Origin of the sequence: Actinomadura sp. GTD37, from assembly GCF_041951365.1 — a bacterium.
Lineage (GTDB): Bacteria > Actinomycetota > Actinomycetes > Streptosporangiales > Streptosporangiaceae > Spirillospora.
Genome location: NZ_JBGNUS010000002.1, coordinates 227506 through 240970, shown reverse-complemented (window position 1 = coordinate 240970; position 13465 = coordinate 227506). Strand labels below are relative to the sequence as shown.

Sequence of the window (13465 nt, the reverse complement as noted above, 5' to 3'; positions counted from 1 at the left end):
CACGGGGGAGGCGGGCTCCCCAGGGGCGAGCTAATCGTGAGCCGTGCGGGCGGTCGTGCTCGGTGGCCGGTCTGCGGACGGCAGGGACGTCGCCCTTGCGGGTGAGTCGGGGTCCTGATCGTGGGTTCGGAGGGAAAGGGCGTGTCTGTGGGGACGGTGACCGAGGTCGTTGTTGAGGACAAGGCCGTCCTTGCCGAGGGCGTTGTCGGGTTGACGTTGCGTGCGGCGGCCGGCGGTGATCTGCCGTCGTGGCGGCCTGGGGCGCATGTCGATGTGGTCCTCGGGGACGGCCTCGTGCGGCAGTACTCGCTGTGCGGGGATCCCGGTGATTCCCGCGTGTGGCGGATCGGCGTCCTCAAGGAGGGGCCGGGGTCCGGCGTCGTCCACGAGCGGGTGCGGGTGGGGGACCGGCTCACCGTGCGCGGGCCGCGCAACAACTTCGTGCTGGAGGACGTGCCGCGCTACGTGTTCCTCGCCGGCGGCATCGGCATCACGCCGATCATGCCGATGGTGGCCGCCGCCGACGCCGCGGGCGCCGACTGGCGGCTGCACTACGGGGGGCGGAGCCGTCCCGCCATGGCGTTCCTGGGCGAGCTGTCGCGATACGGCGAGCGGGTCCGCGTACATCCGCAGGACGAGTGCGGCCTGCTCGACCTCGACGGCATTCTGGCGGAGGCGGCGGACGCGCTCGTCTACTGCTGCGGGCCGGAGCCGATGCTCGCGGCGGTCGAGGAGCGGTGCCCGCCGGGTGCGCTGCGCACCGAGCGCTTCTCCCCGAAGCCGGTCGAAGGGACGGACGAGGCGTTCGAGGTCGAGTTGAGCCTGAGCGGCCGCACGCTGCGGGTCGAGTCCGGTCGCTCGATCCTGGAGACGGTGGAGAAGGCGGGGGTCGGCGTCCTGTCGTCCTGCCGGGAGGGGACGTGCGGGACGTGCGAGACGCCCGTCCTCGACGGCGAGCCCGAGCACCGCGACTCGGTGCTGACCGAGGCGGAGCGCGCGGACGGGGGGTTCATGATGATCTGCGTGTCCCGGGCCCGCGGGCCCCGCCTCGTCCTGGAGCTCTAGCCGGCGGGGTGGAGGGCGCGGCGGAGGGCGCCGAGGCGGTCGGCGTTCATGCGCTTCGTGACGGCCGCGCCCGTGACGAGGGTGGAGCCGTGGAAGGTGCCCGGATAGTGGTGGATCTCGGTCGGGACGCCCGCCTGGACCAGCCGCTGGCCGTAGCCGAGGCCCTCGTCGCGCAGCGGGTCGAACTCGCAGGTCGTGACGTAGGCGGGCGGCAGCCCGGACAGGTCCCCGGCGCGGGCGGGCGCCGCGTACGGGGAGACGCCGGCGGTGCCGCGGACCCCTGCGCCGAGGTAGTAGTCCCAGCTCAGCTCCGCGTTGCCGCGGTGCCAGATCGGCGTGTCGGTGTAGGCGCGCATGGACGGCGTGTCGAGCCGGTCGTCCAGTTCCGGGATGCCGAGCAGCTGGAAGCACAGCGCCGGGCCGCCGCGGTCGCGGGCCAGCAGCGCGACGGCCGCGGACAGGCCGCCGCCGGCGCTCTCCCCGCCGACGGCGAGCCGGCGCGGGTCGAGGCCGAGTTCGGCGGCGTGCGAGGCGGTCCAGGTCAGCGCCGCGTAGCAGTCGTCCAGGCCGGCGGGGAAGGGGTGTTCGGGGGCGAGCCGGTACTCGACCGACACGACCACGGCGCCGACCTCGGCCGCGATGCCGGTCGCGTCGTCCTGGTACTGGTCGACGCCGCCGAGGGCGAACCCGCCGCCATGGATGTGGACGAGACCGGGCAGGAGGCCGTCGTGCTCCGCCGGCCTGAAGACCCGGACCGGGACGCCGGGCGCGTCCTGCGGGCCCGGCACGGTGACGTCGCGGATCTCGACCGGGACCGGCGGCTCGTACGCCGGCGCCGCCCCGAACATCGCGGCCTCCTCCCGGCGGACCTTCTCGACGTCGGTGATCAGCAAGTGCGGGATCATCGAGATCCACGGGACGAGTTCGGGATCGTAGGCGTAGGTCACCACGGGCTCCTCTCGCGCGGCCGGCGATCACCAGTCTCGGCCGTCCCGGGCGCCCTGCCCAGCCGCCATCCGCCGGGGAGAACGTCCCGGAATCCGCCGATCGTCGGGTGCCGTACCCTGCCCTCATGAAGGGCCTGCTCCTGCGGCTCTCGGCGCTGGACGCCGATGCGGAGACCGCCGTCCGGGTGATCGGCTTCTTCGACGCGCTGATCGCGGCGAAGGTGAGCCCGCGGACCCTCGTCCGGGAGACCGCGCGGCTCGCCGAATGCCCGGCCGGCCTCGCCGACACCGCGTCCGGCCTGTCCCTGCGCGCGGGTCCCGGCGACGCGCCCGTTCCCAGCGGTTCCGGGGTCGGGATGGTCAGGGAGATCTCGGGGACGGGGCGCGTGTGGCTGGGCAGGGACGAGCCGCTCCCGCTCGACGAGATCGTCCTGGAGCGGTTCGCCATCGCCGCCGAGCTGCTCCTCGGGGCGGCGCCGCGGCCGGAGAGCGCCGGGCTCGTCGAGCTGGTCCTCTCCGCGGACGCGGGAGAGCTCGAACGGTGCCGGGCGCTTCGCCTTCTGCGCGTCGAACCGGTCGACCGGGTGCACGTCCTGGCCATCGAAGGCGACACGGCCGACGACGTCGTCAGGGAGACGGGCGCGCACACGGTGTCGCTCGGACGCGTCCACGCCGTCCTCGCCGGGACGCTGCCGGAGCGGTTCCCGCCCGGGCTCCGGGCCGGTGTCGGTCCCGCACTGCCCGCCGTCGAAGCGCCCACGTCATGGCGGAACGCCCGCACCGCGCTGCGCTTCACCGGCCTCGGCGAGCACGTCGTCCACTACACCGGGCTCGGCGCGCTCGCGGTGATCGCCGCACGGATGCGGGACGAGGACATCGCCGGCGTCGCGGACGTGGCCGCGCTCGACGGGCTCGCCGCCGAACCGAACGGGGCCGGCACGCTGGCCGTCCTGGCCGCGTTCTGCGCGACGGGGTCCGCCCGCCGGGCGGCCGCCCGGGTCCACCGCCACCACAGCACGATCGCCGCGCGGCTCGCGCACGCCGAGCAGCGGCTCGGCTTCTCGCTCTCCGTCCCGGGCGGGCGGCGCCGCCTCGACCTGGCACTGCTCCTACGCCACCTCCGCGACACCCCGCACTGACACTCCCAAGGCTGCCCCCGGCCTGGTGCGCCTCGGGCTGACGGGTCCGGGACTGGCGCGCCTCGGGCTGAGGAGTTCTCGGCTGTTGCGTCGCGGGTGGCGGGGCGGGTGGTTCGGGGTGGGGATGGATCGGGGGGCCGGGTGTTCTTGCCAGACTGATCATCCGTAGGCAGATTCTGAGGTATGGCAGACGCGAGCCGTACCGTCCTCGCCCGGTCTCCGGCCGTCCCGCGCGGGGGGCGGCCATGAGCTTCTCCGACTACCTGTCCGACCGCTGGCCCACGATCGCCCGGCTGGCCGCCGAGCACGCCGAGATCGTCCTGATCGCCGTCGCCCTCGCGGCCGTGATCGGGATCGGGCTCGGCGTCGCCGTCGAGGGGCGCCCGCGGGCGCGGGGGCTCGCGCTCGGCGTGACGGGCACCATGCTGACCATCCCGTCGCTGGCGCTGTTCGGGCTGCTCATCCCGCTGTTCGGGCTGGGCCTCGCGCCGACGATCACCGCGCTGGTGCTGTACGCGGTGTTCCCGATCCTGCGCAACACGATCACCGGGCTGGACGGTGTGCCGGGCGCGGTGGAGGAGGCGGCCCGCGGGATGGGGATGAGCCCGCTCGGCCGCCTGCTGCGGATCAGGCTGCCGCTGGCCTGGCCGGTCGTGCTCACCGGCGTCCGGGTCGCCACGATCATGACGGTCGCGATCGCGGCGATCGCCGCCGCCGTCGCGGGGCCCGGCCTCGGCGAGCTGATCTTCGGCGGGCTGGCCCGGATGGGCGGGGCGAACGCGCTGAACGACACCCTCGCCGGGACGCTCGGCGTCGCCGTCCTCGCCCTCGTCCTGGACCTGCTGTTCGTCGTGCTGTCTCGTCTCACCACCGCCAAGGGGCTGCGATGACCGAATCCGCCGCCGGCACCACCGAGGCCGAGGTCCCGGAACGCCGGGAGATGATCCGCCTGGAGGGGGTGAGCAAGCGGTACCCCGGTCAGGACGCGCCGGCGGTCGACGACCTCACGCTCGGCGTCCGCGAGGGGGAGATCGTGGTGCTGCTGGGGCCGTCCGGCTGCGGCAAGACCACCACGCTGCGGCTGATCAACCGGCTGATCGAGCCGACCGCGGGCCGCATCCTGCTCGGCGGCGAGGACGTCACCCGGGCCGACCCGGACGAGCTGCGCCGCCGCATCGGCTACGTCATCCAGCAGGTCGGGCTTTTCCCGCACATGACGGTCGCCGCGAACATCGGGCTCATCCCGCGGACGCTCGGCCGGCCCAGGAATCAGGTGCGGGAACGCGTCGACGAACTGCTCGACATGATCGGGCTCGACCCCGGCGCGTACCGGGGCCGCTACCCGAAGGAGCTGTCGGGCGGCGAGCAGCAGCGCGTCGGCGTGGCCCGCGCGCTCGCCGCCGACCCGCCCGCGATGCTGATGGACGAGCCGTTCGGCGCCATCGACCCCATCACGCGGGAACGGCTGCAGGACGCCTTCCTGGAGCTCCAGGCCCGGATCGGCAAGACGATCGTGCTCGTCACCCACGACCTCACCGAGGCGCTCAAGCTCGGCGACCGGATCGCGATGCTCGGGCGGCGGGCGCGGCTCGTCCAGTACGACACGCCCGCGGCGATCCTCGCCGAGCCGGCCGACGAGTTCGTCGCGTCGTTCGTCGGGACGGGCGCGGCGATGCGCCGGCTCCGGCTGGTCGAGGTGGGCTCCCTCGCGCTGCCCCCCGCCGGACCCGGCCGGGCGGGCGGCGCGACCGTCCGGTCCGGCCAGTCCCTCTACGATGCGCTGGACGCGATGCTGCGGGCCGGTGCGGAGACCGCGACCGTCCTGGACGACGACGGACGCCCCGCCGGCACGGTCTCGTGGTCCACGATCGTCCGGGAGACCCCGGCGCCGGGCGGTGGCCGGTGACCGTCACCGCCGTGCCGGAACGCGCCGGCCAGGGGGAGGAGGCCCGCGGCCGCACCGGCCTCCTCGTCACACCGGTCTTCCTGCTCGCGGTGTGCGCGGCGCTGTACGCCTACCTGCGCGGGCTGGACCTGGACCCGATCGAGCGCCGGTCCATCGACCGGTCCGAGATCGTCCGCCAGTTCGGCGAGCACATCGCCCTGGTCGCGGTGTCCACGGCGCTCGTCCTCGCGATCGCGATCCCGCTCGGCGTGCTGCTGACCCGGCCGCGGCTGCGCGGGCTGTCCGCCCCGTTCCTCGCGCTCGCCAACGTGGGGCAGGCGGTCCCGTCCATCGGGGTGCTGGTCCTGCTCGCCGTCACGGTCGGCATCGGGTTCCAGAAGGCGGTGATCGCGCTCATCCTCGTGTCCGCGCTGCCGGTGCTGCGCAACACGATGGTCGGGCTCCAGGGCGTCGACCGGTCGCTGATCGACGCCGGGCGCGGCATCGGGCTGTCCCGGACGGCGGTGCTGTTCCGCGTCGAGCTGCCGCTCGCCGTCCCGGTGATCCTGGCCAGCGTCCGCGTCGCGGTGATCCTCAACGTGGGCAGCGCGACGCTCGCGGCGTTCACCAACGCGGGCGGCCTCGGCGAGCTGATCAACACCGGCATCGCGCTGAACCGGACGCCGATCCTGCTCACCGGCAGCGTGCTGACGGCGGTGCTCGCCATGGCCGCCGACTGGCTCATCGGACTCGTCGACCACGTCCTGCGCCCCCGCGGCGTCTGAACCCTGAGGAGAGTCACCATGCGCCTGACCCCCACCGGCACGTCGCGCGTCACCGCCTGCCTCGCCGCCGCCGCGCTGACCGCGGGCTGCTTCAGCTCCGCCGGCACCGACGCCGAGGCGGGCAGCCTGGCCGAGGGCAACTCGCTGGACGGCGCCACCCTCACCGTCGGGTCCAAGGAGTTCACCGAGCAGCTCGTCCTCTGCCAGGTCACCGCGCTCGCGCTCCGTTCGGCGGGCGCGACCGTCCGCGAGAAGTGCGGCCTCCAGGGGAGCAACACCACGCGCGCGGCGCTGACGTCCGGCAGCGTCGACATGTACTGGGAGTACACGGGGACGGCCTGGATCAACTACCTCAAGGAGACGGAGCCGATCGGCGACCCGGCCGCGCAGTACAAGGCGGTCGCCGAGCAGGACCTCGCGAAGAACAAGGTGAAATGGCTCGCGGCGGCGCCCGCGAACAACACCTACGCCATCGCGGTGAAGACGACGACCATGCGGGAACTCGGGATCAAGGACCTCTCCGGCTACGCGGCCCTGGCGAAGCGCGACCCGGCCAAGGCGTCCACGTGCGTCGCCAGCGAGTTCGCCGGACGTAGCGACGGGTGGCCCGGCCTGCAGAAGTCCTACGGGTTCACGCTGCCCAAGTCGTCCGTCGCGACACTGGCCGAAGGCGCGATCTACGACGCCGTCGGCAAGGGCGAGCCGTGCGACTTCGGCGAGGTCGCCACCACCGACGGGCGCATCAGGGCGCTGGGCCTGACGCCCGTCCCGGACGACAAGAGGTTCTTCCCCGTCTACAACCCGGCCCTCACCGTCCGGGACTCCGTCTACCGGGACCACCCCGCCATCGGGAAGATCGCCGACCCGATCGCGGCGGCGCTGACGGACTCCGTCCTCCAGGAACTCAACGGCGAGGTCGACATCAAGGGCAAGGAGCCGGCGGAAGTCGCCGAGACGTGGCTCCAGTCCAAGGGGTTCATCGGCAAGTGAGGGGAGGGAGCACGGGGCGGCATGCCGATTGCCGGGTCCCGGCGGCCGTGCCGGACTACGCTGAGCAGCACTTATCGCCACAGTGAAGGGCATGGCGCATGAACCGCAGTGAACTGGTCAGGACCGTGGCGGAACGCGCGGGGAGCGACGAGTCCGACGCCCGCCGGCACGTGGACGCCGTGTTCGACACCGTGATGGACCGGGTGTCCGCCGGGGAGCGCGTCATCGTGACCGGGTTCGGGACGTTCGACAGCTTCGCCCGCCCGGCCCGCAGCGCCCGCAACCCGCGCACCGGCCAGCCGGTCGAGGTGCCCGCCGCGCAGGTGCCGCGGTTCCGGTCCGGGCAGACGTTCCGGAACCGGGTCGGTGGAAGCGCCCCTGCGGCGGCCGAGCCCGCCGCCGAGGCCGCCGCCGAGGCCGTGGCGGCGGTGACGGTTCCGGCCGGAGCGCCCGCCCCGGACAAGCCCAAGAACGGCAAGAACGGAAAGAAGCCCAAGAAGGACGCCGCGGCGAAGAAGCCGTCCGGGAAGGCGAAGGCGGTCGCCGCGCCGCCGCCCGCGAAGGACTCGAAGACCGCGAAGGCCGCCAAGACCGTGAAGAGCGTGAAGGGCGTGAAGAGCGGCAAGGACGCGAAGGGCCCGAAGAACGGGAAGAAGAAGGCGGGGAAGGCGAAGGCCCGGGCCAAGGCCGCCAAGTAGGCGGGCCCGGCCGGGGTCAGTGCAGCGGGAATCCCAGTTCGCGTCCCTGCACGCGCAGGTCGTCGCGGGCGGACGGGTGCGCCACCTGGTCCACGATCTGCTGGGCCTGCGACGCCGAGTCGCGGCCCCAGATCGTGGCGGTGCCCTGTTCGCTGACGATGAAGCTGTGCTGGAACGAGGTGACCGGCCCGGACAGCCGCGGGATCACCGTCGACACGTCCGCCCGCGGGTGCCAGGACGGCAGCGCGATGATCGCCCGGCCGCCGGGGGAGTGCAGCGCGCCGACCACGAAGTCGGTCTGCCCGCCGAACCCCGAGTAGATCACCCCGCGCACGCGGCTGGCGTTGGCCTGCGCGTAGAGGTCGATCTGGAGCGCGGAGTTCACCGACACCAGCCGGGGCCGCCGCGCGATCAGGCTCGGGTCGTTGGTCTTCTCGGTGCGCAGCATCCGGACGCGCTCGTTGCGGTCGGCCCAGTCGTAGAGCTCCTCGCCGCCGAACGCGAACGAGGCGGTGATCGGCGTGTCCGGGTCGAGCACCCCGGCCTTCTCCAGCGCGAGGACCCCGTCGCTGAACATCTCCGACCAGATGCCGAGGCCCCGCCGGTCGAGCAGCGAGGCGAGCACCGCGTCGGGGACGGCGCCGATGCCGAGTTGCAGCGTCGCCCGTTCGGGGACGAGCCCCGCGACCCGGCCGCCGATCTCGCGGGCGACGTCCCCGGGCGGGCGCGGGACGGGGCTCGCGAGCGGCTCGTCGGACTCGATCGCGTAGTCGATCTCGTCCACCGCCATGACGGCGTCCCCGAAGGTGTGCGGCATGCGCGGGTTGAGCTGGGCGATCACCAGCCCGCCGCGGGCGCGCACCGCCTCGACGGCGGCGGGCAGGATGTTGACCTCGATGCCGAGCGACACCGTCCCGTGCCGCGGCGCGGACGTCTGGACGATCACGACGTCGGGCGGCAGCGACCCCTTCAGCAGGTTCGGGACGAGCGACAGCCGCGACGGGAAGTAGCGCAGGTGCGCCCGGCGCCGCATGCCCGCCCCGACGAACGGCGTCTCCAGCTCCACGCCGTCGCGGTCCGGCAGGTCGCCCTGGGCGTTGAGCATGAACAGCCGGTACTCGGGGGCGGCCCCGTCCAGGACGGCGAGGGCGCGGCGGGGGGTGGCGAAGTTGCCGCCGGCCACGACGCGCGGCCGCCCCGGCAGGCTCCCGAGGACGGTGGCGAGGTGCGACTCGGATATGACGCGCATCAGGACTGCCCCCGGGTGGTTTCCTGGATCGAGACGTGGGTGACGCCGGGGACGGTCCGGGCGAGGATGCCGGCGATCCGGCGGGCGGGCTCGTCCGCGCCGCCGCGCAGCTCGACGGCGCCGTCCCGGACCGCGACGTCCCAGCGGCGCCCGCCCGGCCCGTACTCGTCGATCGCGGCGAGCACGTCGTCGCGGATGCGGGCGTCGCCGCGGGCGAGGATCGCGATGAGGTCGCGGCGGCTGACGATGCCGACGACGCCGGGCTCCGCCACCACCGGGACGCTCTTGATCCGCGTCCGCATCATCGTGTCGGCGAGGTCCGCCACGTCGGTGTTGGGCCGCGCGGTCTCCACCTCGCGGGTCATGACCTCCTCGACCAGGCGCGGCGGCGGGTTCGCCGGCGTCGCGACCGGCCTGGCGAAGGCGCGCGGGTCCCGCTCGAACACGCCGCGCAGCAGGTCCATCTCGCTGACGATGCCGGCCAGCCGCCCCGCCCCGTCCACCACGGGCAGCGCGGTGATGTCGTGCTCGTGCAGGACGCGGATCGCCTGGCGGACCGTGGCGGTCCGCGGGATCGTGACGACGGGCGAGGTCATCGCCTCCCGGACCAGCATTGCCTGTCTCCTTCCGGCGAGGACGCCGTTCACCTACCCGAGCAGGACTTCCCGACCCCTGCCCGTCCATGATCGCCCAGTGCAGGGCGGCGGCCCAGGGCCGAACGTCCCGTCCCGCGGCGCCGTCGCGCTGGACGACCGGGCTCAGCAGCAGGACGAAGACCAGGCCGCACACCGAGGTGACGGTCTCCATCAGCGACCATGTCTTGACGGTCTGCCCGACGCCGAGCCCGAAGTACTCCTTGACCAGCCAGAACCCCGCGTCGTTGACGTGCGAGAAGAACAGCGACCCGGCGCCGATCGCCGGCACGAGCAGCGAGGTCTCGCCGCTGTCGAGCGTGCCGGTCAGCGGGGCGAGGATGGCGGCGGCGGTGACGGTGGCGACGGTCGCGGACCCGGTGGCGAGCCGGATGAGGACGGCGACCAGCACGCCGAAGCCCAGCGTGAGGCCGAGGTCGGCGTCGAGCGCGTCGATGGCGACGAGCGGCCCGGGGTGCGGCGGGACGAGCCCGTGCATCGCCGACAGCCCGGCCAGCGCCGGGATGCCGACCGCGATGAGCGACAGGCCGGAGCGGCGCGCCACGAGGAAGACGACCGGCATCACCAGGACGAGGCCGATCTCGAAGAACATCGGCAGGCCGATCAGCGCGCCGACGAGCGCCATCGCCCAGGGCAGGAACGCGCGCCCGGACCGCCCGACGATGGTGTCGACGATCTGGTCGGCGCCGCCGGAGTCGGCCAGCAGCCGGCCGAACATCGGCCTCACACCCTGATCTGGACGCCGGACGCTGCAGATGTGCGGCGCCGTAGGCAGAGGCTAGGTGGTCGTTCGCGACCGGACCTCGGCGGCCCAGTGGGGGGCGTTCCACCGGTCGGCGATGGCGGCGGCCTGAGCGAAGTGGGCGGCGGCCTGGTGGTCGCGGCCGAGGAAGACGGCCAGCTCGCCGAGGGTGTGAGCGACCGGGCGCAGCGCCACCGACAGGCTCGTCGCGCCCGCCGGGGGGCCGTCGCGGTACGGAAGCAGCGTCGCGTAGATCTCCTCGGCGGCGTCGCAGTCTTTCAAGGCGACGATGGCCATCGCGCGCAACGTTGTGAAGAAGGTGAAGAAGAAGTCGGGGCGGACCGGGCTGGGTGACGCGCGGACCGCGCGGGCTTCGGCGTCCAGGCCGTTGGCGTGGAGGGCGAGCGCGAGCAGGTCGGAGGTCATGGGGCCGAGCGCGGCGTGGAGTGCGCGCACGTCGTCCAGGTGCGCGCCGAGCGTGCCGTCGTTCAGCCAGATCGTGGCCAGGGCGAGTTGCAGAAAGCCCATGGCGTGCACCGACCCGATGCGCCGCATGCCCTCGTCGACCTTGAGGTAGAGGAGTTCGGCGTCGGCGAGCCGGCCTTCGATGAGCGCCAGGGTCGCCAGCGTGATCTCGGCGACGGCGATCGCCTCGGGAACTCGGTAGGCGCGCGCGAGTTCCAGGGCCTCGGTGATCACCTGGTGCATGGTCACCGGGTCGTTGGCTTCGGCGGCGGCACAGGCATGGTTGAGCAGCCCGGTGATGCGGTAGACCGGCAGATCGTGCTCGGTGCCGATCTCCACGAGCTCCCGGCAGAGCTCGGCGTCGCCGTGGACTCCGACCAGGATCTCGAGTGCCGCGGCCCGCAGCCGGGGTCCGGTGGCGAGGTCGAGTGCCTCCCGCGCTGCCTCCAGGACGGTCGGGTCGTCCTCGCCGACCAGTTCGTTCGCGTACACCGTCAGGAGCCGGGACCGCACCGAAGGGGTCAGGTCGCGCTCCAGCAGGCGGCTCAGGCGGTCGACGATGGGCCGGTCCACCGTGCCGTACGTACGGACCTGCCAGACGGTCGGCTCTGTCCACGCGGTGAAAGCTGCGATCATCAGGTCGTCGCGGCCCAGTGACTCCGCGTACTCCACGGCTTCACGGCGGGTCTCGCGGGCGGCTCCGACGGCTCCAGCCCGGATCTGTGCGCGCAACAGCCTGCCGAGCAGTTCGACGCGTTCGTCCGGTCCGGTCGAGTTGGTGACGGCGTCGGTGAGGAGGTCGGCCGCCACGTCGTGGGCGTAGCGGGCCTCAGCAAGCTCGGCGGCCTGGACGCAGTAGCCGACGGCCTTCGGTGAGCCGGCGCGCGCGTAGTGGTGGGCCAGCGCCGCGATGTCGTCGGTGCCTTCAAGAGCGGCGGCGATCCGGGCGTGCATCCGGGTGGCACGCAACCTGCTGACGTCGGCGACGAGCGTGTCCCTGACGAGGGCGTGGACGAAGCGGATGTGGCCTGGGCCGGGCTCGTCGAGGAGCCCGGCGATGACGCCCGCGTCCAGCGCGTCCAGCACGCCGTCCTCGTCGGTGTCGGCGGCCTTGACCAGGACGTCAACTGAGCTTTCCCGGCCTGCGACCGCGGCGAGCCGGAGGATGGACACGCCGCCTTCGGGCAGCCGTGCGAGCCGGCGGCGGAGGACGTCCCGTACGCCCTCGGGGACCTCGGAGAGGGCGACCAGCGCGCCTTCGCCGTTCAGCAGCCGGGCGCTTTCGCGCACGTAGAACGGGTTGCCGCCGGTGCGCTCGGCGATCCCGGCGATGGTCTCCTCGTCGGCCTCGCATTCGGTCCGTACGAGCTCCGCGACGGCCTCGTCGTTCAGCCCCCGCAGCGCCAGGCGGAGGGGCGTGGCGCGCGCGAGGGAGGCCAGCGTTCGGGTGAGGTGCCCGCTCTCGTCCGCGCGGTACGCGGCGACGACCAGGATCGGGGCCCGCGTGCCGAGGCCGCCGCCGAGCAGTTCCAGCGTGGCGGCGTCCGCCCAGTGCAGGTCGTCCAGCACGAGGGCGACCGGGCGTTCCGCGGCGACCGCCGCGAGCCACTTCCACACGGCTTGGCGAAGCCTGAACCGTCCCGCGGTGGCGTCGTCGTTCACCGGTCCGGTGTCGGTGAGCAGCGGCGCGAGGTCGTCCGCGAACTCGCCCGGGGACATGGTCGCGGCGACGGCTCTGAGCGCCTCGGTCCAGGCCCACGCGGGCGGCGCGCTGTCGACCTCGGGGCAGTGCCCGGCGGCGACCAGCCATCCGTCACGTTCGAGCCGCCTGCCGAGGTGTTCCAGCAGCGTCGACTTGCCGAGCCCGGCCTCGCCGGTGACAAGGGCGATGCGGGCGCCGTCGGCAGTGGCCCGGGCGGCGGCCGTGACCAGTGCCGACAGCTGTGCCTCGCGTCCGACGAACGGCGCCTCGATGATCGGAGCCGGCCGCGGCAGCGGTGCGGTCGGCGGTGGCGGGGGCACGGTCTCGCGCATGACGTCCGTGCGCTGGGTGAGGATCGCCTCCTCCAACGCCGTCAGGTCCGGGCCAGGGTCGAGCCCGAGCTCCTCGGCGAGGATGCCGCGGGCGCGGCGGAGCGTCGCCAGCGCGTCGGCTTGGCGGCCGCTGCTCCACAGTGCCAGGGCGTGCAGCCGCCAGCCCTCCTCGCGCAGCGGCTCGTCGCGGGTGAGCCGCTCGGCATCGGGCACCACCGCGGCGGAGTCGCCGATTCGCAGACCCGCCGCGACGTGCAGTTCGGTGGCGACCAGGCGCAGCTCGTTCAGCCGGGCCGTCTCGGCGGCGGCCCACGGCTCGTCGGCGACCTCGGCGAACGCCGGTCCCTGCCACAGTCCGAGCGCCTCGGCGAGCCGAGCCTGGGCGGCGCGCGGGTCGGTGTCCGTACGGGCCTGGTCGAGCAGGTCCTCGAACCGCCACGCGTCCACCGACTCCGGCGGCAGCCGCAGCGCATAACCGGGCGACGCGCTCACCAGCAGCCGGGCCGGCGTGCGCGGCGGACGCCCGGGCTCCACCAGCCGGCGCAGGTTGGACACGTACGCCTGCAGGGACGTCAGCGCCCGCGCGGGCGGCTCCCCGCGCCACAGGTCCTCGATCATCCGCTCGACCGGCACGACCTGCCCACGCGCCGCCACCAGCAACGCCAGCACGGCCCGCTGCCGCGGCCCGCCCAGGTGCACGGACGCACCGTTCACCTCGGTCGCGAACGCGCCCAGCACCCGGATGAAGACCATGATCCGCACATCGTACGTGGACGGTTCCAAGTCGGCTCCAAGTCCCCTCCAAACACCCGG

11 protein-coding genes and 1 pseudogene are annotated in these 13465 nt (G+C 73.8%); 7 read left to right on the top strand and 5 right to left on the bottom strand.

Going from position 1 to position 13465, the window contains the following annotated elements:
• Positions 1-141: 141 nt before the first annotated feature.
• Complete coding sequence (locus ACA511_RS15210; protein ID WP_375024947.1) at positions 142-1065, top strand: PDR/VanB family oxidoreductase; 924 nt, start codon at positions 142-144, stop codon at positions 1063-1065.
• On the opposite strand, the gene ACA511_RS15205 is transcribed toward ACA511_RS15210, so the two are convergent.
• Complete coding sequence (locus ACA511_RS15205) at positions 1062-2012, bottom strand: alpha/beta hydrolase (protein WP_375024946.1); 951 nt, start codon at positions 2010-2012, stop codon at positions 1062-1064. The two genes, ACA511_RS15210 and ACA511_RS15205, sit on opposite strands and share 4 nt — an antisense overlap.
• A 125-nt stretch (positions 2013-2137) precedes the next feature.
• Between ACA511_RS15205 and ACA511_RS15200 the strand changes: the two genes are divergently transcribed.
• The 6 genes from ACA511_RS15200 (at position 2138) to ACA511_RS15175 (ending at position 7509) form a co-directional block, all read left to right on the top strand.
• Complete coding sequence (locus tag ACA511_RS15200; RefSeq protein ID WP_375024945.1) at positions 2138-3151, top strand: helix-turn-helix domain-containing protein; 1014 nt, start codon at positions 2138-2140, stop codon at positions 3149-3151.
• 245 nt (positions 3152-3396) lie between these two features.
• The gene (locus ACA511_RS15195; RefSeq protein ID WP_375024944.1) at positions 3397-4041 is read left to right on the top strand and encodes an ABC transporter permease; all 645 of its coding nucleotides are present in this window, start codon (positions 3397-3399) and stop codon (positions 4039-4041) included.
• Positions 4038-5057, top strand: a complete 1020-nt coding sequence (locus ACA511_RS15190; protein WP_375024943.1) for an ABC transporter ATP-binding protein — start codon at positions 4038-4040, stop codon at positions 5055-5057. The genes ACA511_RS15195 and ACA511_RS15190 overlap by 4 nt, the downstream gene beginning before the upstream one ends.
• Positions 5054-5821 carry an ABC transporter permease gene (locus ACA511_RS15185; RefSeq protein WP_375024942.1) on the top strand — a complete coding sequence of 256 codons (768 nt, stop codon included), beginning with the start codon at positions 5054-5056 and terminating at the stop codon, positions 5819-5821. Before ACA511_RS15190 ends, ACA511_RS15185 begins: the two co-directional genes overlap by 4 nt.
• Before the next feature lie 18 nt (positions 5822-5839).
• Positions 5840-6811 (top strand): glycine betaine ABC transporter substrate-binding protein, encoded by a 972-nt coding sequence (locus ACA511_RS15180; RefSeq protein WP_375024941.1) that lies wholly within the window; start codon positions 5840-5842, stop codon positions 6809-6811.
• A gap of 98 nt (positions 6812-6909) precedes the next feature.
• On the top strand, positions 6910-7509 hold the full coding sequence (locus ACA511_RS15175) for an HU family DNA-binding protein (RefSeq protein WP_375024940.1): 600 nt from the start codon (positions 6910-6912) through the stop codon (positions 7507-7509).
• A 16-nt stretch (positions 7510-7525) separates the two neighbouring features.
• Here ACA511_RS15175 and ACA511_RS15170 read toward each other — a convergent pair whose 3' ends face one another.
• The 4 genes and pseudogenes from ACA511_RS15170 to ACA511_RS15155 all read right to left on the bottom strand — a co-directional run bounded on the left by ACA511_RS15170 (position 7526) and on the right by ACA511_RS15155 (position 13435).
• Complete coding sequence (locus tag ACA511_RS15170) at positions 7526-8758, bottom strand: acetyl-CoA hydrolase/transferase family protein (protein ID WP_375025591.1); 1233 nt, start codon at positions 8756-8758, stop codon at positions 7526-7528.
• Positions 8758-9372, bottom strand: coding sequence for a CBS domain-containing protein (locus ACA511_RS15165; protein WP_375025590.1), 615 nt, complete (start codon positions 9370-9372; stop codon positions 8758-8760). Before ACA511_RS15165 ends, ACA511_RS15170 begins: the two co-directional genes overlap by 1 nt.
• A gap of 202 nt (positions 9373-9574) precedes the next feature.
• Positions 9575-10129, bottom strand: a pseudogene (locus tag ACA511_RS15160) (SLC13 family permease); the annotation flags it as partial.
• Between the two features lie 60 nt (positions 10130-10189).
• Positions 10190-13435: a BTAD domain-containing putative transcriptional regulator gene (locus tag ACA511_RS15155; protein ID WP_375024939.1), complete on the bottom strand. Its 3246-nt coding sequence runs from the start codon at positions 13433-13435 to the stop codon at positions 10190-10192.
• Positions 13436-13465: the final 30 nt, after the last annotated feature.